General features: G+C 54.6%; 25 protein-coding genes. 7 read left to right on the forward strand and 18 right to left on the reverse strand.

Going from position 1 to position 21,011, the window contains the following annotated elements; genetic code table 11:
* Nucleotides 1-20 precede the first annotated feature (20 nt).
* The 8 genes from fusA to fkpA all read right to left on the reverse strand — a co-directional run bounded on the left by fusA (nt 21) and on the right by fkpA (nt 6,066).
* Nucleotides 21-2,135 carry an elongation factor G gene (gene fusA, locus ACXIZX_RS17515; protein ID WP_061719702.1) on the reverse strand — a complete coding sequence of 705 codons (2,115 nt, stop codon included), beginning with the start codon at nt 2,133-2,135 and terminating at the stop codon, nt 21-23.
* Nucleotides 2,136-2,228: 93 nt separating this feature from the next.
* A complete protein-coding gene (rpsG, locus tag ACXIZX_RS17520; RefSeq protein ID WP_007886246.1) occupies nt 2,229-2,699 on the reverse strand; it encodes a 30S ribosomal protein S7 in 471 nt (156 codons plus the stop codon).
* Nucleotides 2,700-2,795: 96 nt separating this feature from the next.
* The gene (gene rpsL / locus ACXIZX_RS17525; RefSeq protein ID WP_006120575.1) at nt 2,796-3,170 is read right to left on the reverse strand and encodes a 30S ribosomal protein S12; all 375 of its coding nucleotides are present in this window, start codon (nt 3,168-3,170) and stop codon (nt 2,796-2,798) included.
* 126 nt (nt 3,171-3,296) lie between these two features.
* Nucleotides 3,297-3,584: a sulfurtransferase complex subunit TusB gene (gene tusB, locus ACXIZX_RS17530; RefSeq protein WP_061719703.1), complete on the reverse strand. Its 288-nt coding sequence runs from the start codon at nt 3,582-3,584 to the stop codon at nt 3,297-3,299.
* Nucleotides 3,585-3,593: 9 nt separating this feature from the next.
* Nucleotides 3,594-3,953: a sulfurtransferase complex subunit TusC gene (tusC, locus tag ACXIZX_RS17535; protein WP_179453206.1), complete on the reverse strand. Its 360-nt coding sequence runs from the start codon at nt 3,951-3,953 to the stop codon at nt 3,594-3,596.
* Entirely contained in the window at nt 3,953-4,339 is a 387-nt protein-coding gene (gene tusD / locus ACXIZX_RS17540; protein WP_179453207.1) for a sulfurtransferase complex subunit TusD, read from the reverse strand. Before tusD ends, tusC begins: the two co-directional genes overlap by 1 nt.
* Nucleotides 4,339-5,061, reverse strand: coding sequence for a helix-turn-helix transcriptional regulator (locus tag ACXIZX_RS17545; protein WP_007886240.1), 723 nt, complete (start codon nt 5,059-5,061; stop codon nt 4,339-4,341). Before ACXIZX_RS17545 ends, tusD begins: the two co-directional genes overlap by 1 nt.
* 174 nt (nt 5,062-5,235) lie before the next feature.
* Nucleotides 5,236-6,066 (reverse strand): FKBP-type peptidyl-prolyl cis-trans isomerase, encoded by an 831-nt coding sequence (gene fkpA / locus ACXIZX_RS17550; RefSeq protein ID WP_008102198.1) that lies wholly within the window; start codon nt 6,064-6,066, stop codon nt 5,236-5,238.
* A 280-nt stretch (nt 6,067-6,346) separates the two neighbouring features.
* Here fkpA and ACXIZX_RS17555 point away from each other — a divergent pair, with 280 nt between their 5' ends.
* Complete coding sequence (locus tag ACXIZX_RS17555) at nt 6,347-6,565, forward strand: protein SlyX (protein WP_008102200.1); 219 nt, start codon at nt 6,347-6,349, stop codon at nt 6,563-6,565.
* Between the two features lie 43 nt (nt 6,566-6,608).
* On the opposite strand, the gene slyD is transcribed toward ACXIZX_RS17555, so the two are convergent.
* From slyD to kefG, 4 genes are all read right to left on the reverse strand, one after another.
* Complete coding sequence (slyD, locus tag ACXIZX_RS17560; protein ID WP_049851962.1) at nt 6,609-7,163, reverse strand: peptidylprolyl isomerase; 555 nt, start codon at nt 7,161-7,163, stop codon at nt 6,609-6,611.
* Nucleotides 7,164-7,354: 191 nt separating this feature from the next.
* Complete coding sequence (locus tag ACXIZX_RS17565; protein WP_179453208.1) at nt 7,355-7,549, reverse strand: YheV family putative zinc ribbon protein; 195 nt, start codon at nt 7,547-7,549, stop codon at nt 7,355-7,357.
* A gap of 45 nt (nt 7,550-7,594) precedes the next feature.
* Entirely contained in the window at nt 7,595-9,397 is a 1,803-nt protein-coding gene (kefB, locus tag ACXIZX_RS17570; RefSeq protein WP_008101837.1) for a glutathione-regulated potassium-efflux system protein KefB, read from the reverse strand.
* A complete protein-coding gene (kefG, locus tag ACXIZX_RS17575; protein ID WP_479404636.1) occupies nt 9,397-9,948 on the reverse strand; it encodes a glutathione-regulated potassium-efflux system ancillary protein KefG in 552 nt (183 codons plus the stop codon). Before kefG ends, kefB begins: the two co-directional genes overlap by 1 nt.
* Nucleotides 9,949-10,062: 114 nt before the next feature.
* Here kefG and ACXIZX_RS17580 point away from each other — a divergent pair, with 114 nt between their 5' ends.
* Nucleotides 10,063-11,967: an ABC transporter ATP-binding protein gene (locus ACXIZX_RS17580; RefSeq protein ID WP_008101833.1), complete on the forward strand. Its 1,905-nt coding sequence runs from the start codon at nt 10,063-10,065 to the stop codon at nt 11,965-11,967.
* Nucleotides 11,968-12,116: 149 nt separating this feature from the next.
* On the opposite strand, the gene tauD is transcribed toward ACXIZX_RS17580, so the two are convergent.
* Genes tauD through tauA form a run of 4 tightly spaced genes read right to left on the reverse strand, consistent with a single transcriptional unit; the run spans nt 12,117 to nt 15,536 of the window.
* Nucleotides 12,117-12,956, reverse strand: coding sequence for a taurine dioxygenase (gene tauD / locus ACXIZX_RS17585; protein WP_154157202.1), 840 nt, complete (start codon nt 12,954-12,956; stop codon nt 12,117-12,119).
* On the reverse strand, nt 12,953-13,780 hold the full coding sequence (tauC, locus tag ACXIZX_RS17590) for a taurine ABC transporter permease TauC (protein WP_176972683.1): 828 nt from the start codon (nt 13,778-13,780) through the stop codon (nt 12,953-12,955). Before tauC ends, tauD begins: the two co-directional genes overlap by 4 nt.
* Nucleotides 13,777-14,544, reverse strand: coding sequence for a taurine ABC transporter ATP-binding subunit (tauB, locus tag ACXIZX_RS17595; RefSeq protein WP_479404637.1), 768 nt, complete (start codon nt 14,542-14,544; stop codon nt 13,777-13,779). Before tauB ends, tauC begins: the two co-directional genes overlap by 4 nt.
* Nucleotides 14,545-14,555: 11 nt before the next feature.
* Nucleotides 14,556-15,536 (reverse strand): taurine ABC transporter substrate-binding protein, encoded by a 981-nt coding sequence (tauA, locus tag ACXIZX_RS17600; protein ID WP_154157204.1) that lies wholly within the window; start codon nt 15,534-15,536, stop codon nt 14,556-14,558.
* Nucleotides 15,537-15,769: 233 nt separating this feature from the next.
* Here tauA and ACXIZX_RS17605 point away from each other — a divergent pair, with 233 nt between their 5' ends.
* Nucleotides 15,770-16,750, forward strand: coding sequence for a LacI family DNA-binding transcriptional regulator (locus ACXIZX_RS17605; protein WP_061719712.1), 981 nt, complete (start codon nt 15,770-15,772; stop codon nt 16,748-16,750).
* 1 nt (nt 16,751) lies between these two features.
* Here the strand turns inward: ACXIZX_RS17605 and ACXIZX_RS17610 are convergent, their stop codons facing one another.
* Nucleotides 16,752-17,354 carry a LysE family translocator gene (locus ACXIZX_RS17610; protein WP_479404638.1) on the reverse strand — a complete coding sequence of 201 codons (603 nt, stop codon included), beginning with the start codon at nt 17,352-17,354 and terminating at the stop codon, nt 16,752-16,754.
* Between the two features lie 60 nt (nt 17,355-17,414).
* Between ACXIZX_RS17610 and ACXIZX_RS17615 the strand changes: the two genes are divergently transcribed.
* The 3 genes from ACXIZX_RS17615 to ACXIZX_RS17625 all read left to right on the forward strand — a co-directional run bounded on the left by ACXIZX_RS17615 (nt 17,415) and on the right by ACXIZX_RS17625 (nt 19,583).
* Nucleotides 17,415-18,431, forward strand: a complete 1,017-nt coding sequence (locus ACXIZX_RS17615) for a hydrolase (protein ID WP_154157205.1) — start codon at nt 17,415-17,417, stop codon at nt 18,429-18,431.
* Between the two features lie 2 nt (nt 18,432-18,433).
* Nucleotides 18,434-18,652 (forward strand): YheU family protein, encoded by a 219-nt coding sequence (locus ACXIZX_RS17620; RefSeq protein ID WP_008101818.1) that lies wholly within the window; start codon nt 18,434-18,436, stop codon nt 18,650-18,652.
* A 61-nt stretch (nt 18,653-18,713) separates the two neighbouring features.
* Nucleotides 18,714-19,583 (forward strand): phosphoribulokinase, encoded by an 870-nt coding sequence (locus tag ACXIZX_RS17625; protein ID WP_008101816.1) that lies wholly within the window; start codon nt 18,714-18,716, stop codon nt 19,581-19,583.
* Nucleotides 19,584-19,634: 51 nt separating this feature from the next.
* Here ACXIZX_RS17625 and ACXIZX_RS17630 read toward each other — a convergent pair whose 3' ends face one another.
* Nucleotides 19,635-20,039: an OsmC family protein gene (locus ACXIZX_RS17630; RefSeq protein ID WP_008101814.1), complete on the reverse strand. Its 405-nt coding sequence runs from the start codon at nt 20,037-20,039 to the stop codon at nt 19,635-19,637.
* A gap of 304 nt (nt 20,040-20,343) precedes the next feature.
* Between ACXIZX_RS17630 and crp the strand changes: the two genes are divergently transcribed.
* The gene (gene crp, locus ACXIZX_RS17635) at nt 20,344-20,976 is read left to right on the forward strand and encodes a cAMP-activated global transcriptional regulator CRP (RefSeq protein WP_003852956.1); all 633 of its coding nucleotides are present in this window, start codon (nt 20,344-20,346) and stop codon (nt 20,974-20,976) included.
* The last annotated feature ends 35 nt before the right edge of the window (nt 20,977-21,011 follow it).

The following is a 21,011-nucleotide window of genomic DNA, read 5'->3' on the forward strand; positions in this document are numbered from 1 at the left end:
CACAATTTTTAAACCGTAGCTTATTTGCTACGAGCTTCAATAACGGCCTGAGCGACGTTGTTCGGCGCATCATCGTACTTCAGGAACTCCATGGAGTAAGAAGCACGGCCTTTGGTCAGAGAACGCAGCTGGGTTGCATATCCGAACATTTCAGACAGCGGAACTTCAGCATGGATCTGAACGCCAGTAGCGTTAGATTCCTGTCCTTTGAGCATACCACGACGACGGCTAAGGTCACCGATAACGTCACCGGTGTTCTCTTCCGGAGTCTCTACTTCAACCTTCATGATTGGCTCAAGCAGCACTGGTTGTGCTTTCTTAAAGCCATCTTTAAAGGCCAAAGATGCAGCCAGTTTAAACGCCAGCTCAGAGGAGTCGACATCATGGTATGAACCGAAGTGCAGACGAACACCCAGATCAACTACCGGATAACCAGCCAGTGGACCTGATTTCAGCTGCTCCTGGAGACCTTTATCAACCGCAGGGATGTATTCAGTTGGAATCACACCGCCCTTGATATCGTTGACAAATTCGTAACCTTTCGGGTTCACACCTGGTTCCAGTGGGTACATGTCGATAACAACATGACCGTACTGACCACGACCACCAGACTGCTTGGCGTGTTTACCTTCAATATCGGTAACTTTCGCGCGAATCGCTTCACGGTAAGCAACCTGAGGTTTACCGACGTTCGCTTCAACGTTGAATTCACGCTTCATGCGGTCAACGATGATGTCGAGGTGCAGCTCACCCATACCAGCGATGATGGTCTGGTTGGTTTCTTCATCAGTCCATACGCGGAATGATGGATCTTCCTTCGCCAGACGACCCAGAGCCAGACCCATTTTTTCCTGGTCAGCTTTAGTTTTCGGCTCAACGGCGATAGAGATTACCGGCTCAGGGAATTCCATACGCTCAAGAATGATGACGTTGTCTGGGTCACACAGGGTGTCACCAGTAGTTACGTCTTTCAGACCGATCGCAGCGGCGATATCGCCTGCACGAACTTCCTTGATCTCTTCACGCTTGTTCGCGTGCATCTGAACGATACGGCCCAGACGCTCACGGTTTGACTTAACCGGGTTGTACACGGTGTCACCGGTGTTAACAACACCAGAGTAAACGCGGAAGAAGGTCAGGTTACCAACAAACGGGTCGGTAGCGATTTTGAACGCCAGTGCAGCAAACGGCTCTTTGTCATCGGAATGACGCTCAGCCGGCGTGTCTTTACCGTCGTCCAGCATACCGTTAATCGCGGTAACGTCAGTCGGTGCTGGCAGGTATTCAACTACCGCATCCAGCATCGCCTGAACACCTTTGTTCTTAAATGCAGAACCACAGGTAACCAGGATGATTTCGTTTTTCAGAACGCGCTTACGCAGAGAAGTTTTGATCTCTTCTTCTGTCAGTTCTTCACCGCCGAAGAATTTCTCCATCAGCTCATCAGAACCTTCAGCAGCGGCTTCAACCAGATTTGCACGCCACTCTTCAGCCAGTTCCTGCATATCAGCTGGGATATCTTCGTAAACGAAGGTAACGCCCTGATCGGCATCGTTCCAGTTGATCGCTTTCATTTTCACCAGGTCAACAACACCGGTGAAACCTTCTTCTGCGCCGATAGCCAGCTGAAGTGGAACTGGGTTTGCACCCAAGCGCACTTTCATCTGGTCAACAACTTTCAGGAAGTTAGCACCCATACGGTCCATTTTGTTAACGAACGCGATGCGTGGAACTTTATATTTGTTAGCCTGGCGCCATACGGTTTCAGACTGTGGCTGAACACCACCAACTGCACAGTAAACCATTACTGCGCCATCAAGCACACGCATAGAACGCTCAACTTCGATGGTGAAGTCAACGTGTCCCGGGGTGTCGATGATGTTTACGTGGTGTGGTTCAAACTGCTTAGCCATACCAGACCAGTAGCAAGTAGTCGCAGCGGACGTGATGGTAATACCACGTTCCTGCTCCTGCTCCATCCAGTCCATGGTTGCTGCGCCGTCATGAACTTCACCGATTTTGTGGTTTACACCGGTGTAGAACAGAACACGTTCGGTAGTTGTAGTCTTACCGGCGTCGATGTGCGCACTGATACCAATGTTACGGTAGCGCTCAATGGGTGTTTTACGAGCCATTTGATTCCTCTGATTCTTAGACGTTCTAAGTTAAAAAAGCCCAGCAGGTGAGTCACTGGGACGCCCGCTGGGTTTATAACAACTACGTTGCTGTTACCAGCGGTAGTGTGCGAACGCCTTGTTGGCTTCAGCCATGCGGTGAACGTCTTCACGTTTCTTAACTGCAGTACCTTTGTTCTCTGCAGCATCAGAAAGTTCGTTCGCCAGGCGGAGAGCCATAGATTTATCACCGCGTTTACGAGCAGCTTCTACGATCCAACGCATTGCCAGGGCATTACGACGAACCGGACGGACTTCAACTGGAACCTGGTAGGTAGAACCACCAACGCGACGTGACTTAACTTCGACAGTCGGACGTACGTTTTCGAGAGCAACCTCGAACGCTTCCAGGCCATCTTTACCAGCGCGTTGAGCCAGGGTATCAAGCGCGGTATAGACGATAGATTCAGCAGTAGATTTCTTACCATCTACCATCAGGATATTTACAAATTTAGCCAGCAGCTCTGATCCGAACTTAGGATCCGGCAGAATTTTACGCTGACCAATGACGCGACGACGTGGCATGGAAATACTCCGTTGTTAATTCAGGATTGTCCAAAACTCTACGAGTTTAGTTTGACATTTAAGTTAAAACGTTTGGCCTTACTTAACGGAGAACCATTAAGCCTTTGGCTTCTTCACGCCGTATTTGGAGCGTGACTGCTTACGGTCTTTAACACCTGAGCAGTCCAGCGCGCCACGAACGGTGTGGTAACGCACACCTGGCAAGTCTTTAACACGACCGCCACGGATCAGGATCACTGAGTGCTCCTGCAGGTTATGACCTTCACCGCCGATGTAGGAGGTAACTTCAAAACCGTTAGTCAAACGCACACGGCAAACTTTACGCAGTGCTGAGTTTGGTTTTTTAGGGGTAGTGGTGTACACACGAGTACATACACCACGTTTCTGCGGGCAAGCTTCCAGCGCAGGCACGTTGCTCTTTGCAACTTTGCGTACGCGTGGTTTGCGAACCAGCTGGTTAACTGTTGCCATTAAATAGCTCCTGGGATTTAGCTTTTTGCTTCGTAAACACGTAATAAATCGCCTCGTATTACTACGAGGAGGCAGAATTTTAGGGCTGTGTCAAAAGGGTGTCAAGAAATAACCAGGTTTTCGCTCTTACCAGGCCACTTGTTGTTGGTGCTTCGCTGTCAACGCAACGAAACCAGTATAGTCTAAACGTGCTACCTTGGTCGAAATTTGCTCAGTCAGGCCGCGCGCCGCCACATCTTCTTCTAATACCCACAGCGTAGCCGGCGATGCGCTGAGCCTGGTTAACATCTGGCTACCGGCCAAAGCGGCAGTCACGCCATCCTGCAATAAAAGCAGATCGTCGCCTTCCTGCAATAAAAGCAGCAGGCTATCGATATCGCATTGCCAGGGAGATTGCAGCAACGTGTAGAGCATGATCAGTTCTCAGAATCGAATAACACGATGATAGGTAGCCAGCTTCTCACGTAGCGATGCAGCATCCAGCGCCTCAGCAGCCAACACACGTTCAGCCGCTAAACTTTGTCCGCGCGCCAGCAGCGAATCGGCGCAGACAAAACACTGGTCGATATCGTACAGCGCAAGCACGCCAAAGGTAGCGATGTAGTTGCGCGCCAGAATCTGCTCGGGTTGCTGGTCGCGATTGAGCTGCAGCACGCCATCACCGATAAAGAACAGACCGATATCTTCGCTTAGCGCGCCCGTCGCAAGTACCGCATCGAGCCCTTCCCTGCCCGCACTACTTCCGTGCGGTGCCTGAGTAAAAAGAAACGCCACGCGGTTCATTAGAATTGCACCAGACGATCGCAGCCGAGCGCGGCTTCAGCCAATGCGCCCAAACCGCTGAGTTCAAAACCTGGCTGTAAATTGCTGCCCGCCAGTTGTAAGCGCGCGGCTTCCTGCGCGTTGGTTACTCCACGACGAAGTGCTGCGGCCACGCAGATATTCAACGCGGCGCCACTTTCAGCGCGCAGTTGCTGCCATTCACGCACCATATCCACTTCATCGCTGGCCGGCGCGCTCAGTTGGTTGGCGTTCAACACGCCTTCACGATAGAAGAACACGCTTTCCAGCTGATGTCCGGCCTTGACTAACGCACGCGCAAACAGCAGCGCGCTACTGGCATGTTGCGTGCCGTATGCCGGTCCGGTGACCAGCAAGGTGTAGCGCATTAGCGATCCTGCCCCTGAAAATCACCGCTTTTAAACTGGCGAATGTAGAGGTAAACCGTGTGCTTGGAGATATTGAGGCGGTCAGCCACCTGGTTAATCGCGTCTTTAATGTCGAAGATGCCCTTTTCATACATATTGAGCACGATCTGGCGATTCTTGGCATTGTTAGAAACGTTACGGTCAGCGCTCACTTCTTCTATTGCGAACTCAAGCGTCTGCATCACCAGGTCTTCCACCGAGCTGGCAAAGTTGACGTTGGAATCCACCTGCTGCATTTCCGGCGGCATAAAGGTCGACATAATTTGCGAGAATGGAACGTCGAGGTTCATATTGATGCACAGCAAGCCAATGACGCGCTGCTGACGATTACGAATCGCGATAGTGACCGATTTCATCAGCACGCCGCTTTTCGCGCGCGTGAAGTAGGCTCTGGAGACATTGCTATCTGCACCGTGCATATCGTGCAGCATACGCAGGGCCAAATCGGTAATCGGCGAACCCACTTTACGCCCGGTATGTTCACCGTTGGCGATACGCACCGCAGAACACTTCAAATCTTCCAGCGAGTGCAACACGATTTCGCAGTGCGAGCCAATCAGCATCGCCAGGCCATCGACAACGGCTTCGTATGATTTGAGGATATCGTAGTCTGCTTGCTCGAACGGACGTTGCTCCAGTAAATCGAAGTCAGTCAGTTCGCCGGGATTGAATGGATTAGACATCGAAGACATTACCCTAAATGGCTGGAGCCTGTCTCGACAGCATTGGGGCAGACTCATGTGGTGATAGTTAAGCAGGCGTTAGTCTGGCAAATGTCATGGTCTTTAGCCAGACCTTTACCTCTATCTCCGAAATAAAAACGCCGCCCGTAGGCGGCGTGGTGCAGAAAGTTCAGATTACTGCGCTTTCTGATCGCCAGCGACTGGAGCTTGCGCTTTTTCATCCGCTTTCGGCGCGGGTTTGATGTCGAGCAGTTCAACATCGAACACCAGCGTGGAGTTAGCCGGAATACCCGGAACGCCATTTTTGCCGTAAGCCAGGTTCGGTGGGATCACCAGCTTGATCTTGCCGCCTTTCTTCACGTGCTTCAGACCTTCAGTCCAGCCAGGAATCACACCGTCCAGACGGAACGACAGCGGCTCGCCACGAGTATACGAGTTATCGAACTCAGTACCGTCGATCAGCGTACCTTTGTAGTTCACAACCACAGTGTCGCTGTCTTTAGGCACATCGCCAGTACCTTCTTTCTCTACCTGATACAGCAGGCCAGATTCAGTTTTCTTCACGCCTTTTTCTTTGGCGAACTTGTCAGCGTAAGCAGAGCCCTTATCGGAGTTCTCTTTCGCGTCTTTTTCCATCTTCGCCTGAGCTGCACCTTTCACGCGGCCTTCAAAGGCCTGCAGGGTTTGCTCGATCTCTTGATCAGAAAGTTTGCTCTTGCCGCCAAAGGCGTCCTGAACACCCGCGATCAACTGATCTTTATCCAGTTTGATGCCCAGCTTCTCTTGTTCCTTCAGAGAGTTGTCCATGTAGCGACCAAGGGACGCGCCAAGTGCATAGGCTGATTGCTGGTCTTCGTTTTTGAAGGCAGCATTTTTCGGTGCTTGCGGCGCAGCCTGAGCGGCGTCTGCTGGAGCAGCGGCGGTTTCTGCTGCCATTGCCAGCGGTGCATTCAGCGCGAAGGCCATGGTGGTAGCTAACAATGTGACTTTAAACAGTGAATTCATCCTTTCTCCAAAACCGAAGCCTCTAACCTCGGGAATCATTGCGGACTGAGGCCCACACTATAACTTTACGTGGCAGCGGCGAACACTCCCACAATGTAATTACCCGTTCAACCTCCGACCTTTTTTGCTTCAGGAAGTTTCATCAGAGATATAGGCGTTATGCGCCGTTTCAATGCAGCATGACGCGGAAAGGTAAAATATCAGGTGATTCTGAAGTGAAAGGCCGTAGAATCACGCCCGAAACAGACTAACGCGCAGCACCGCAAGATGAGGAAAGATCATGCAACCAACAGAATGGGAACAACGCCTTGAGGCGCTGGAGAGCAAGCTGGCTTTTCAGGAATACACCATCGATCAGCTCAATCAAACGGTGGTTCAGCATGAGCTGGAGATGATCAGACTGCGTGAGCAGGTCCGTCTGTTAATCGATAAAGTGAAAGATAGCGCGCCGTCGATGATTGCCTCGCAATCAGAAGAAACGCCGCCGCCACATTACTAAAAGAAAAGGCCACCCGAAGGTGGCCTCGCCAGCGTAACACTGATTAGTGGCTGCAGCCGCAACCGCCAGTGCCACAACCGCCCTGGCCGTGATCGTGACCATGGTCGTGGTCATGATCGTGATGATGCCCATCAGCGCCATGCACATGACCGTGCGCCAGCTCTTCTTCGGTCGCTGCGCGAATCGCCACAACTTCCACGTTGAAGTTCAGGTTCTGACCCGCCAGCATGTGGTTACCATCAACCACTACGTGCTCATCTTCAACTTCGGTGATTTCAACCGGTACTGGACCTTGATCGGTTTCTGCCAGGAAGCGCATGCCAACCTGCAGTTCATCAACGCCCATAAACACGTCTTTAGGTACGCGCTGTACGAGGTTGTCATCGTATTGACCGTAAGCGTCATTCGCCGGGATATGCACGTCAAACTTATCGCCTACATCATGATTTTCCAGCGCTTTTTCCAGACCAGAAATCAGGGAACCATGACCGTGCAGATAGTCCAACGGTGCACTCACCGGTGACTCGTCAACCAACACACCGTCTTCGGTACGAACCTGATACGCCAGGCTCACCACCAGGTCTTTTGCTACTTTCATGATATCTCCTAACCGTTGAGAACTAAGATCCCGTTCCATTGGTCAATTTTGCGTGCAATAAACCAACCAGAAAGGTTCAAGACTGAGGATGCCAATAGTGTTGCGGCATACTGCTCAGCGTTAATGGCGCCGATTGTAGCGGAATTCAATCCCGCTGTAAGTTCAAGCTTAAAAAAAGCTGCGCCATTGCGCTACTCAGGATGAAAAATCCCGATCACTTGCTCGTTAGTGCGAACCTGATCGCGCACCTGCTTGTCAGCTTCACGCATCTGATGGCCGCACTGAACACATTCCACCACTTCAACGTTGTTTTCACGCCACAACGCCAAGGTATCTTTTGCCTGGCACTTTGGACAAACCGCACCGGCTATAAAGCGTTTACGCATACTGTTTCCTGCCGTCGTTAATGAACGGATTAAGTAAGTATAGATCTACTCGTCATCCCAGCCGTCGAACTGGCGTTTTTCGTGTTGCATTTCGCGCTGGAAGATATCCTCCAGCTCGCGCCGCGCCTCACGCACACGTGAAACCTGCGCGCTGTCATCATGGCTTGGCACCAGTTCACGCAGCATGCGCATATCCAGACGACGGAAATGTTGCTGTGCGCGCTGCGCCTGATGCGGATGCATACCCAGCGAGATCAGCGTTTTACGGCCCAGCTCCAGCGCACTGGAGAACGTCTCACGTGAGAACAGCGTGACGCCAGCCTGCAACAGTTCATGCGCCTCAACACGTCCACGCGCGCGCGCCAGGATTTCCAGCTGCGGGAAATGCTGCTGACACAGCTGCACGATGGTCATCGAATCTTCCGGATCGTTACAGGTAATGACGATGGATTGCGCATTCTCCGCGCCCGCTGCACGCAGCAGCTCCAGCTCGGTGGCGTCGCCATAGTAAACCTTATAGCCATATTTACGCATCAGGCTCACTGCAGAGATGTCACGCTCCAGCACCGTAATGCGTTTGTTGTTCGCCATCAGCAAACGGCCAACCACCTGACCAAAACGACCAAAGCCCACCACAATGACCTGCGGTTGATCGTCTTCGACAAAGTGCTTCTCGGCATTTTCATCGGGTTCATTAAAACGATGCGCCAGTAAACGGTCGATGCCATTCATCAACAGCGGCGTGGTCATCATCGACAGCGTCACCGTCACCAGCAGCAGCGGCATTTGGTCGCCGCTGAACATTTTGGCCGAAGACGCCGCCGAGAACAGCACAAAAGCAAATTCGCCGCCCTGACTTAACACACCGGCAAACTGCTGGCGCTCTGAACTGCGCAGGCCATAAATGCGCCCCAGCACATACAGCACCAGCGTTTTCACCGTCACCAGAATCAGCACGCCCAACAAAATTTCAGTGATGTGGGTATAAAGCACGCCGAGATTCAGCGCCATGCCAACCGAAATAAAGAACAAGCCCAACAGCAAGCCTTTGAACGGTTCGATGGCCACTTCCAACTCGTGACGATATTCACTTTCCGCCAACAGAATACCGGCGATAAAAGTACCGAGCGCCATCGACAGGCCGAGCGCGTCCATAAACAGCGCCGAACCCAGCACCAGCAGCAGCGACGCGGCAGTAAACACTTCGCGTACACCGGATGCGGCAATAAAGCGCAGAATCGGGCGCAGCAGATAACGACCACCAATCAGCATCCCGCCGAACGCCAGCACTTTCATCCCGACTTTCAACCAGTCAACGTGGCCGCTATCGCCGCCCGCCAGCAGTGGAACCAGCGCCAACGCAGGGATCACCGCCAAATCCTGGAACAGCAACACCGAGAAACCGAGCTGTCCCGATTCACTGCGGTTCATGCCTTTATCGCGCATCAGCTGCAGCGCCATCGCCGTAGATGACATCGCCAGGCCAATACCGCCAATCACCGCCGCCTGCCAGCTAAAGTCGGTTAGCCACAGCAATCCGCCGAGAATGGCGGCGGAGATCAGCACCTGAGCGGCACCCACGCCAAAGATTGAACGGCGCAGCGCCCAGAGTTTCGACGGGTTCAGTTCCAGCCCGATGATAAACATCAGGAACACCACGCCGAGTTCGGAGAAGTGCAGAATCTCCTCAACGTCGCTGATGAAACCCAAACCCCACGGACCAATCGCAATACCGGCCAGCAAATAGCCCAGCACCGCGCCAATGCCGAGACGCGCCGCAATCGGCACAATCAGCACCGCCGCAACCAGATAAATGACGCCCGCCGTCAGTAACGTTTCGCCTTCCATCACACACCTCCTTGCGGCAGCGGTGAAGCCAGCCAGTCGCCGTACGCTCGCGCAAAATTACGCATCACTTCCGGCGCCTGCCGACGTGCCCAGTGAATCACCATCGGCGTCATCCAGTGCATGCGACACATCTGCGCCGTCAGCTCAAACGGACGCATGATGTCACTCATCGGATAGCGATTCAGGCCGCTATGGTGATACGCCGCTTCCGGTTCGCCGGTGGTCACCACGCTGCGCCAGTATTTTCCTTCCAGCGCATTGCCATCCGGACCGCTGGCAAAGCCGCGCGACAGCACACGATCCAGCCACTCCTTCAGGAGCGCCGGGCAGCTGTAGGTATAAAGTGGATGTTGGAATACAACGATTTGATGTTCGCGCAGCAATTGTTGCTCATAGTGAATATCAATAAAGAAATCCGGATAGTGGGCGTATAAATCGTGCACCGTGACGTGGTCCAGTTCCATAGCCGACTGCAGCAAAACCCGATTAGCAATCGAATCCTGTGATTCCGGATGGGCGTAAAGCAGCAATATTTTGGGTGGCTGCGACATCGTTCCCCTCCAAAGCGTCGTCACGGCACAGGAATTCCGCTACCATGCTCGACGCAACAAATTTTCTCGAATTATGTTGCCGGTAAATTAACATATTCTGACGATACGGCGCTTATGATTGTCTTTTCAGCACTACAAATTCGCCGCGGCACCAACGTGCTGCTGGATAACGCAACAGCCACCATTAACCCAGGCCAGAAAGTTGGTCTAGTGGGCAAAAATGGTTGCGGCAAATCAACGCTGCTGTCATTGCTGAAGGGCGAAATCAGCAGCGATGCAGGTAACGCCACCTTCCCGAGCAACTGGGCGTTGGCGTGGGTCAATCAGGAAACCCCGGCGCTGAGCAAACCCGCGCTGGAGTATGTTATCGACGGCGACCGTGAATATCGTCAGCTTGAATCCGAATTAGCCGACGCCAATGCGCGCAACGATGGCAACGCCATCGCCCTGGTGCACGGCAAGCTGGATGCGATTCAGGCGTGGAGCATACCTGCTCGCGCCTCAAGTTTGTTGCACGGTTTGGGCTTTAGCCAGGAACAATTAATGCGGCCGGTGAGCGATTTCTCCGGTGGCTGGCGCATGCGCCTCAACCTCGCGCAGGCGCTGGTGTGCCGTTCCGATCTGCTGCTGCTCGATGAACCGACCAACCACCTCGATCTTGATGCAGTGATCTGGCTTGAACGCTGGCTGAAAAGCTACGAAGGCACGCTGGTGCTGATTTCGCACGACCGTGACTTCCTCGATCCGGTGGTCGATAAGATCATCCACATCGAACAGCAAACGATGTTTGAATACACCGGCAACTACAGCTCGTTCGAACGTCAGCGCGTCGCCAAGCTGGCGCAGCAGCAAGCGCTGTTCCAGAGCCAGCAGGAAAAAGTGGCGCACCTGCAGAAGTATATCGATCGCTTCCGCGCGCAGGCCACCAAAGCGAAACAGGCGCAGAGCCGCATTAAAATGCTGGAGCGCATGGAGCTGATTGCGCCGGCGCACGTCGATAACCCGTTCAGCTTCAGTTTCCGCGCGCCAGAAAGCTTGCCGAATCCGTTATTGAAGATGGAGCGCGTCACCGCCGGTTATGGCGAACGCATCATTCTCGACGCCATCAAACTCAACCTTGTGCCGGGTTCGCGTATTGGCTTGCTGGGCCGTAACGGCGCGGGTAAATCGACGCTAATCAAACTGCTCGCCGGTGAGCTCGAGGCGCTGGATGGCAAAGTTGGCCTGGCGAAAGGCATCAAGCTCGGTTACTTCGCCCAGCATCAGCTGGAATATCTGCGCGCCGATGAATCACCGTTGCAGCATTTATCACGCATCGCGCCGAAAGTGCTTGAGCAGCAGCTGCGCGACTATCTTGGCGGCTTCGGCTTCCAGGGCGATAAAGTCAGCGAAATCACCGAACGTTTCTCCGGCGGCGAAAAAGCGCGTCTGGTGCTGGCATTGATTGTCTGGCAGCGTCCGAATCTGCTGCTGCTTGATGAACCGACTAACCACCTCGATCTCGATATGCGTCAGGCGCTGACCGAAGCGCTGATTGATTTCGAAGGCGCGTTGGTGGTGGTCTCGCACGATCGTCATCTGCTGCGCGCCACCACTGACGATCTCTATCTGGTGCACGACGGCAAGGTCGATGTGTTTGAGGGCGATCTGGAAGATTATCAGCAGTGGCTGAGCGATCTGCAGAAGCAGCAAGCGCAACAGGATGCCGCGCCGAAGCAGGATAATGGCAACAGCGCACAATCCCGTAAAGACCAGAAACGCCGCGACGCCGAACTGCGTGCACAAACACAGCCGCTGCGCAAAGAGATCGAAAAGCTTGAGAAGCAGATGGCGAAGTGGCAGAGCCAGCTCAGCGATGCTGAAGCGCAGTTAGCCGACAGTGCGATTTACGATCAGAGCCGCAAAGCCGACTTGAACGTGGCGCTGCAGCGTCAGGCCGAGAGTAAAGCCGCGCTGGAAGAGGTCGAAATGGCGTGGCTGGATGCGCAGGAACAGCTGGAGCAGATGCTGGCTGGTTGATTGTGCGCGCTGTCCCCCATCCCGGCCTTCCCCCGTAAACGGGGGAAGGAGACGCTGCCACATGCAGCTTCATCACTGACATGTGGCAGCATCTTCCTCCCCCATTTATGGGGGAGGACCGAGGTGGGGGAATGCATGCACCATCCAAATCAAAACGGCTTATCCCCCAACACCGTCGCACGATGCATTACTCTCCGCGCCGGATAATAATCCGCATTGGCATAATGCTGCGTCACGCGGTTATCCCAGATCGCCACATCATTCTCCTGCCAGCGCCAGCGCACCTGGAACTCCGGTTTAGCGCTATGCCAGAACAGGAAGTTAAGCAGCGCATCGCTCTCTTTTTCGCTTAAGCCCAGCAAACGCGTAGTAAAACCTTCGTTGACAAACAGCGCCTTGCGTCCGCTGACCGGATGCGTACGAATCACCGGATGCTGCACCGGCGGATTCTTGGCAACCGCTTGTTGCCAGCGCTGATGCTCTTCCTCGGTTTTACGGTATTTGTACTCCTGGAACGACTTCTTAAAGTCATGCTCCGCCTGCAACCCATTCAACAGCGTCTTAAATGGCTCAGACAGCGCTTCATAGGCCGCAATGCCGGTTGACCACAAGGTATCGCCGCCGCTTTCCGGCAACAGCTTGGAAGCCAGAATCGCAATCGCCGGTGGCGTTTGAATAAAGGTGACATCGGTGTGCCAGTTGTCATTATCCGGCGGATTATCCTGATGGGTATCCAGCACGATGATCTCCTCCACGCCTTCCGCATGCGGATAGACCGGATGGATATGCAGATCGCCAAAGCGAATCGCCAGCGCGCGCTGCTGTTCCGGGGTAATCACCTGGTTGCGCAGGAACAGCACCTGATGGCGCAGCAGGCCATGATAAAGCTGTTCAAACTGGGCATCACTCAGCGGACGGCTGAGATCGACATCGCTAACCTGCGCCCCGATATTCGGGCCCAGAGCGGTAAAAGAAAGTCGTTCGTTCATTGCTGTTCTCCATTCCAGGGCGTAAGTCGGCGCTGCAAGGCGCGCAGACCCAGTTCTAAGCCAAAAGCAATCAGGGCAATCACGGCGATACCGGCCAGCACCACGTCGGTGGCGAGGAACTCACCCGCCGACTGCACCATAAAGCCGAGTCCACGCGTAGCGGCAATCAATTCCGCCGCCACCAGCGTTGACCAACCTACGCCGAGACCAATGCGCAAGCCGGTGAGGATTTCCGGCAGCGCGCCAGGCAGAATCACGTAGCGCAGCAGCTGCCAGCGTGATGCGCCCAACGCCTGTGCCGCGCGAATCCGTACCTGCTGGGCATTCTTCACGCCCGCCAGCGTCGATAAGGTCACCGGCGCGAAAATCGCCAGATAAATCAGTAAAATCTTCGAGGTTTCGCCGATGCCAAACCAAATCACCATCAGCGGCAAATAGGCTAACGGCGGCACCGGGCGATAGAGTTCGATCAGCGGATCAAGCAGGCCGCGAATCGCCGGGCTCAGGCCCATGGCAATCCCGACCGGAATGCCAATCAGCGCGGCAAAGAACAGTGCCACCAGCATACGCGCCAGGCTCGCGCCCAAGTGCTGCCAAAGCGTGGCGTCCATAAAGCCTTGCGGGCTGGCAATCAAGATCAGCTTCTGCAGCACCACTTGCGGCGGCGGTAAAAACAGCGGCGCCACTAAGCCGAGCGCGGTTATCGCCCACCACAACAGCAGCAACAGACCAACGCTGAGCAGGCTGAGTGAGAACTGGCGCGAGAATGGCCAGCGCAATCCGCGACGACGCGTTTGGGTTTTCTCATCAATCACCGCACTCATATAAACGCCTCTCGCTGGGAAAACACCTGATTCAGGACATATTCACGACGTTCGATAAACGCCGGATCGGATTTGATGCGGCGGCAAGGTTCCCCGGCGGCGAAGCGCTGGCCGAAGTCGAGTTTCAAACGCTCGACCACGCGGCCTGGTCCCGGCGACAGCAGCACCAGTTCACTGGCAAGGAACACCGCTTCTTCGATGTCGTGAGTGATGAGCAGAATCTGTTTGCCGGTATCACGCCACAGCGTTAGCAGCAGGGTTTGCATCTGTTCGCGGGTAAAGGCGTCCAGCGCACCGAACGGCTCATCTAACAGCAGCAACTGAGGATCAGCCGCCAGCGCACGCGCAATGCCCACGCGCTGACGTTGACCCCCAGAGAGCTGCCAGATAAAACGCTTTTCTGCACCTTCCAGTCCTACTTTGCGGATCAAACGGCGTGCAATGGTATGGCGCTCCGCCTTCGCCATCCCCGCCAGTTGCAAGCCGAACGACACGTTATCAATCACGTTGCGCCACGGCAGCAAGCCTTCATTCTGAAACACCACGCCGCGCTCCGCGCCCGGCCCTTCTACCTTTTTGCCATCCAGCGTAATGCTGCCGGATTCCAGCGGCAGAAAGCCGGCGATGAGGTTCAGCAGCGTGGTTTTGCCACAGCCGGAAGGGCCTAACACCACCAGCAGGTCTCGGCTGCCCAGCTGCAGGTTAATGTCCTGCAGCGCGGGTTGTCCGGCGTAACGCGCATTGAGATTGGTGATGTTAAGCATACGGCCTCCGGTTATTTCGCTAAGGGTGCAACGAAGCGCGTGGTAACGAAGCTGCTGTAATCGCTATCCGCTTCTGGCACTTTGCCCTGCTCTTTCAGGAAGCCGGCGGTATCGACAATCGCCTTGTTCACCGGCTTGCCGAGCTGCTCCACCTGTTGCTGCGCGGTGAGATAGGTGTTGCCTTTCACCAGCACCGGCACATCCGCTTCGGGTACACCGCTTAGGCGCGCCAGCTTGCTCAGATTGTCTGACTGCTTCAGCCATTGATCCGGATTGGCAATGTAAGCTTGCTGCGCTTCAACCGCGCTGCGGGCAAAGGCGGTGACGATTTCTGGATGCTGCTGCGCGAAGTCTTTACGCACCACCCACACATCAAGCGTTGGCGCGCCCCACTTGCCAACCTGCGAAGAATCCGTCAGCACCTTGCCATCTTTCTCCAGCTCATTTACCGCCGGAGACCAGACGTAAGCACCGTCGATATCACCGCGTTTCCAGGCGGCAATAATCGCCGGTGGCTGCAGGTTGACTAAGGTCACTTGCGAAGGCTTGATGCCCCAATGCTTGAGCGCAGCGAGGAAGCTGTAGTGCGTAGTCGAGATGAACGGCACGGCGATGCGCTTGCCAATCAGGTCTTTGGGATCTTTGATGGTTTTCTTCACCACCAGCGCTTCGGAGTTACCGAGCTGTGAGGCCAGCAGGAAAGCTTCAATTGGCAGCTTTTGCGTAGCGGCGACCGCCAGCGGGCTGGAACCGATATTACCAATCTGGACGTCGCCCGATGCCAGAGCACGCAACACGCTGGCTCCGCTATCAAATTTGCGCCAGTCGACGGTAGCACCGCTCTCTTTGGCAAAGGTGTTATCCGCCTGCGCCACTTTGGCCGGTTCCGCCGACGTCTGATACGCCACGGTAACGTTGACCGCTTGCGCCTGGAACGCCATCAGGGCCAGAGCCGCTGCGACTGCCGTTATTGTTTTTTTCATCGCCATCATCATTCACCCCAATGTGTTTTTGTCTGCGCAGTTTCTCCAGCAAGAGTAATTTCATAAAGGAATTAAAAATTATCCCTAATGACGATCCGTTCTTAGATCAACATCGGGCAAGGCTATGCAGAAAGTGCAAATGGAAAGAAAAGGGAAATCGGTAAATATGTCACGCGCTCACATAGCAGCTGTGATATTGATAGACATCTCATTTTTCACTCTTAACGAGCGGTCCTGAATCCATGTCGATTGAGAAAGTCGCACACCTGGCTGGCGTGTCCAAAGCCACCGTTTCACGGGTTTTGAACCAGAATCCCGGCGTGCGCCCGGACACGCGCGCCAAAGTGCTGGCGGCCATCGACATCTGCGACTATCAACCCAACTTACTGGCGCGCCAGCTACGCACCTCGCAAAGCCATATGTTGTTAGTGCTGATCCCTGACATCACCAATCCGTTCTGCTCACGCGTGGTTCAAGGCATTGAAGCCGAAGCGGAAGCGCAGGGTTACCATATTCTGCTGTGTAACTCGGGATCGCAGCTGCGGCGCGAAGCGGCCTACATCGCCCTGCTCACCGGCAAAGTGGTCGACGGCGTGATCACCATGGATGCCGCCAGCAGTTTGCAGGAGCTAAAGGAATTGATTGGCGATGCGCCTTGGGTGCAGTGCGCCGAATACGATCCGGCGATCGCCGCCTCAAGCGTGGCGATTGATAATAAAGAAGCGGCTTTCGAAACCGTGCGTTATCTGGCGAGCAAAGGCCGACGCCGTATTGCGCTGGTCAACTGTGATATGCGCTACCTCTATTCGCATAAGCGTGAAGAGGGATATCGCGCGGCGCTGGAGCAACTCGAGCTCAGCTGGTGCGGTGTGGCCTACGCCGAGAATGTCACCTGCGAGTCGGGCAGTGCGGCCTTGCGCGAATTGCTGAAGCAGCCGGAACGACCAGATGCGGTGTTTGCAGTGTCGGATGTTCTGGCGGTTGGCGTAATACACGCAGCGCTGGAAGCGGGCTTGCGCGTGCCGGAAGATTTAGCGGTGGTTGGATTTGATGGCATCAACTTTACCAGCAGCCTGAATCCACCGCTGACGACGATTGAGCAGCCGATGAATCGCATGGGCGTGCGTAGCGTACAGCTGCTGCTGCAACGTATCCGCCAGCCCAACTCGTCGGTGGTCCATGAAGTGTTGCCGTGGAAGCGCGTTGAACGCGCTTCCAGTTAACTCAGCGCCAAATCAGCAATACGCACGCAGCGGTGAGCAAGCCCATCGCCAGATTGAACATTTTCCACGCGCGTGGGCTTCGCAGCAGACGTCCAATCAGCGAGCCAAAGCCCATCCAGATCACCCCGGAAATCACATTTACCATGAACATGCCGAGGCTGATCGCCAGCACCGAATGCAGATATTCGCTGCCCGCCAGGCTGAAGCTGGCCACCGCACCGAGCGCCATAAGCCAGGCTTTCGGGTTGATTAGCTGCAGCAAGCCGCCTTGCCAGAACGGCATTTGCTTTACCGTCACATCATCGGTTTCCAGCTTTTCATACTCGGCGCTGGCGATTTTCCACGCCAGCCACAGCAGATAAAGGCTACCGGCAATCTTCAGGATCAGATGCAGCGAAGGATAAAGCAGGATGAGACCGCCGATACCAAATGCCACCATCAGCAACATGACTTGCATACCAATCATGATACCAATGAGCAGCGGTATAGTGCGCAGGAAGCCAAAATTAGCACCCGAGGCGGTAAGTAACATATTATTGGGCCCGGGCGTGATGGCCGCGACCCAAAGAAAACCTAACATTGATAAAAAAAGACTCAGTTCCATGTATATTCGGGTGCTCCTCACCCAGTAAAGCGAACAACCCATCGAAGCTATCAGCGACTTATGCATCAGACAAGCCTTTACCCAAGCTATTTTGATCGCCCCAGCGGCGAGCGCTTTAAACCACTGCGCGGATTCAGTAACGCGCATCTACAAACGCTGTTGCCGCGCATTCTGCGCCGCCGCGTCACGTTGCGTCCGCACTGGCAGCGTCTTGACCTGCCGGACGGCGATTTTGTCGATTTAGCGTGGAGTGAAGATCCGGCGCAGGCGCGTCATAAACCGCGCATGGTGATGTTTCACGGCCTGGAAGGCAGCTTTCGCAGCCCGTATGCGCACGGCCTGATGCAGGCGTGTCAGGCGCGCGGCTGGCTGGCGGTGGTGATGCACTTTCGCGGCTGCAGCGGCGAGCCTAATCGCTTAAAGCGCATCTATCACTCCGGTGAAACTGAAGACGCCACCTACTTCCTTAACTGGCTGCAACGCGAATGGGGCAGCGTACCGACCGCCGCTGTCGGCGTTTCGCTGGGCGGCAACATGCTGGCTTGCCTGCTCGGTCAGCAAGGTCACGATGTGCCGATTGATGCCGCCATCGCCATCTCGGCGCCGCTGGCGCTGGAGCCGTGCAGCGGCAAGCTGGACGTTGGCTTCTCGCGCTTCTATCAGCACTATTTGCTGACGCAGCTGAAAAAGAACGCCACGCGCAAACTGCGCGCCTGGCCCGGCACGCTGCCGGTCGATCTCAGCCAGCTACGCGCTTTCCGCCGCTTACGCGAGTTTGATGATGCGATAACCGCACGTGCGCACGGTTTTATCGACGCCAACGACTATTATCAACGAGCCAGCGCGATGCCGCTGCTCACCGGCGTGCGCAAACCGCTGCTGATCATTCATGCGCAAGACGATCCCTTTATGACCGATGCCGTGATCCCGCAACCTGACCAGCTGTCAGCTTCCATTCAGTATCAGCTGACGCAGCAAGGCGGCCACGTCGGCTTTGTCGGCGGCACCTTGCTTAAACCGAAAATGTGGCTGGAACAGCGCGTGCCCGACTGGCTCTCAACCTATCTGGATGTGTAATTGTGATTATTCCCTGGCAAGAACTCGAAGCGGAGACGCTGGAAAACCTGATTGAAACCTTCGTGTTACGCGAAGGCACCGATTACGGCGAGCAGGAACGCAGTTTGCTGCAAAAAGTCGCCGATGTGCGCCGCCAGCTGGAGCGCGGCGACGTAGTGCTGGTGTGGTCGGAACTGCATGAATCGATCAATATTATGCCGAAGGGTGAATTTCGCGGCTAATGCACCCAGCGGCAATTCGTGGTAACAATGCTCATCGCCGGACCTCACAGGGAGCTCTGTTATGTCAGCCAGGCATCCAATCATTGCCGTCACCGGTTCCAGCGGCGCCGGAACCACCACCACCAGCCTCGCCTTCCGCAAGATTTTCCAGCAGCTGAACCTGCATGCGGCGGAACTCGAGGGCGACAGTTTCCATCGCTTCACGCGTCCGGAAATGGACATGGCGATCCGCAAAGCGCGCGATCTCGGTCGCCACATCAGCTACTTCGGCCCGGAAGCCAACGACTTCGGCCTGCTGGAGCAGACGTTTAAACATTACGGCCAAACCGGCCTCGGCGAATCACGTAAATATCTGCACACCTACGATGAAGCGGTGCCGTGGAATCAGGTGCCGGGCACTTTCACGCCGTGGCAGCCGCTGCCGGAAAACACCGATGTGCTGTTTTATGAAGGCTTGCACGGCGGCGTGGTCACGCAGCAGCAAAATGTGGCGGAGCATGTCGATCTGCTGGTTGGCGTGGTGCCGATTGTTAACCTTGAGTGGATTCAGAAGTTGGTGCGTGACACCGGCGAGCGCGGCCATTCACGCGAAGCGGTGATGGATTCGGTGGTACGTTCGATGGAGGATTACATTAACTTCATCACGCCGCAGTTCTCGCGCACCCACATTAACTTCCAGCGCGTGCCGACCGTTGATACCTCAAACCCGTTTGCCGCCCGCGAAATTCCCTCGCTCGACGAAAGCTTCGTGGTGATTCATTTTCGCGGTCTGGAAGGCATCGCGTTCCCCTATCTACTGGCGATGATTCAGGGATCGTTTATTTCCCACATCAATACGCTGGTGGTGCCGGGCGGCAAAATGGGATTGGCGATGGAGCTGATTATGCTGCCGCTGGTTCAGCGACTGATTGAAGGGAAGCGAATTGAGTAGGTTTGGTGCGGGCTGTGAAAAGGGAGGCATGAATGCCTCCCCTACGACCGATTACAACTCGACAACCTCATAGCTGTGGGTAATTTCCACGCCTTTACCCAACATGATCGCCACCGAGCAATATTTTTCCGCCGACAGGTCAACCGCGCGCGCAACCGCTTTATCGCTCAACGCTTTGCCGCTGACAATAAAATGCAGGTTGATGGTGGTAAAAATGCGTGGCGCCTCTTCACGGCGTTCTGAGGTGAGTTTCACTTCGCAATCGGCCACATCGCTGCGCCCTTTTTGCAGGATCGACACCACATCAATGGCGCTACAGCCGCCTGCGGCCATCAGCACCATCTCCATTGGACTTGGCGCTTTATCACCGGAATTACCGTCCATTAATACCTGATGGCCAGATGAGGATTCTCCGAGAAAGGTAAGACCTTCCACCCATTTCACTCGTGCCTGCATTATTCTCTCTCCTGAAGCGGCGGTTTTGCCGCCAGAGTACGCTTTCACCTGACAAACAGCAATCCAGAGTAATCCCCCTTCTGCTGAAGCGAGACAACACAAGACAGCTCGCAAAAGCTGTGCTACAAACAGTGCTGAAAATATTTTCGTCATCACAGACGAAGGCCGGAAGAATCAAAAGCGTAGCTTAAGAGTCCACCCGGAATAATTTTTCCTTTACTGGAAACGCTCGACGATTAAACCGCCTGACAGGGAAAAATGCCCCCTGTATTTTGGGCACGATTACAACAGAGGATAATAGCGAATGGTTCTCGGCAAACCGCAAACAGACCCTACACTCGAATGGTTCCTGTCCCATTGCCATATTCACAAATATCCATCCAAAAGCACGCTCATCCATCAGGGTGAGAAAGCGGAAACGCTGTACTACATCGTAAAAGGTTCCGTAGCGGTACTGATTAAAGATGAAGAAGGCAAAGAGATGATTCTCTCCTACCTCAATCAGGGAGATTTCATCGGCGAACTCGGTCTTTTCGAAGAAGGCCAGGAACGTAGTGCCTGGGTACGTGCGAAGTCTGCCTGCGAAGTGGCTGAAATTTCATACAAAAAATTCCGTCAGCTGATTCAGGTAAACCCGGATATTTTAATGCGACTTTCGTCGCAAATGGCGCGTCGTCTGCAAGTCACATCTGAGAAAGTGGGCAACCTTGCCTTCCTCGATGTAACCGGACGCATCGCGCAAACGCTGCTAAATCTGGCCAAACAGCCAGATGCGATGACTCACCCAGACGGGATGCAAATCAAAATCACCCGCCAGGAGATTGGTCAGATCGTGGGCTGCTCACGCGAAACCGTGGGTCGTATCCTGAAAATGCTGGAAGATCAGAACCTGATCTCCGCACACGGTAAAACCATCGTCGTTTACGGCACCCGCTAATTTCTTCTCACCCACGGCGTGATGGCAACATCGCG

The sequence above is a fragment of the Candidatus Pantoea symbiotica genome (genome assembly GCF_056491525.1).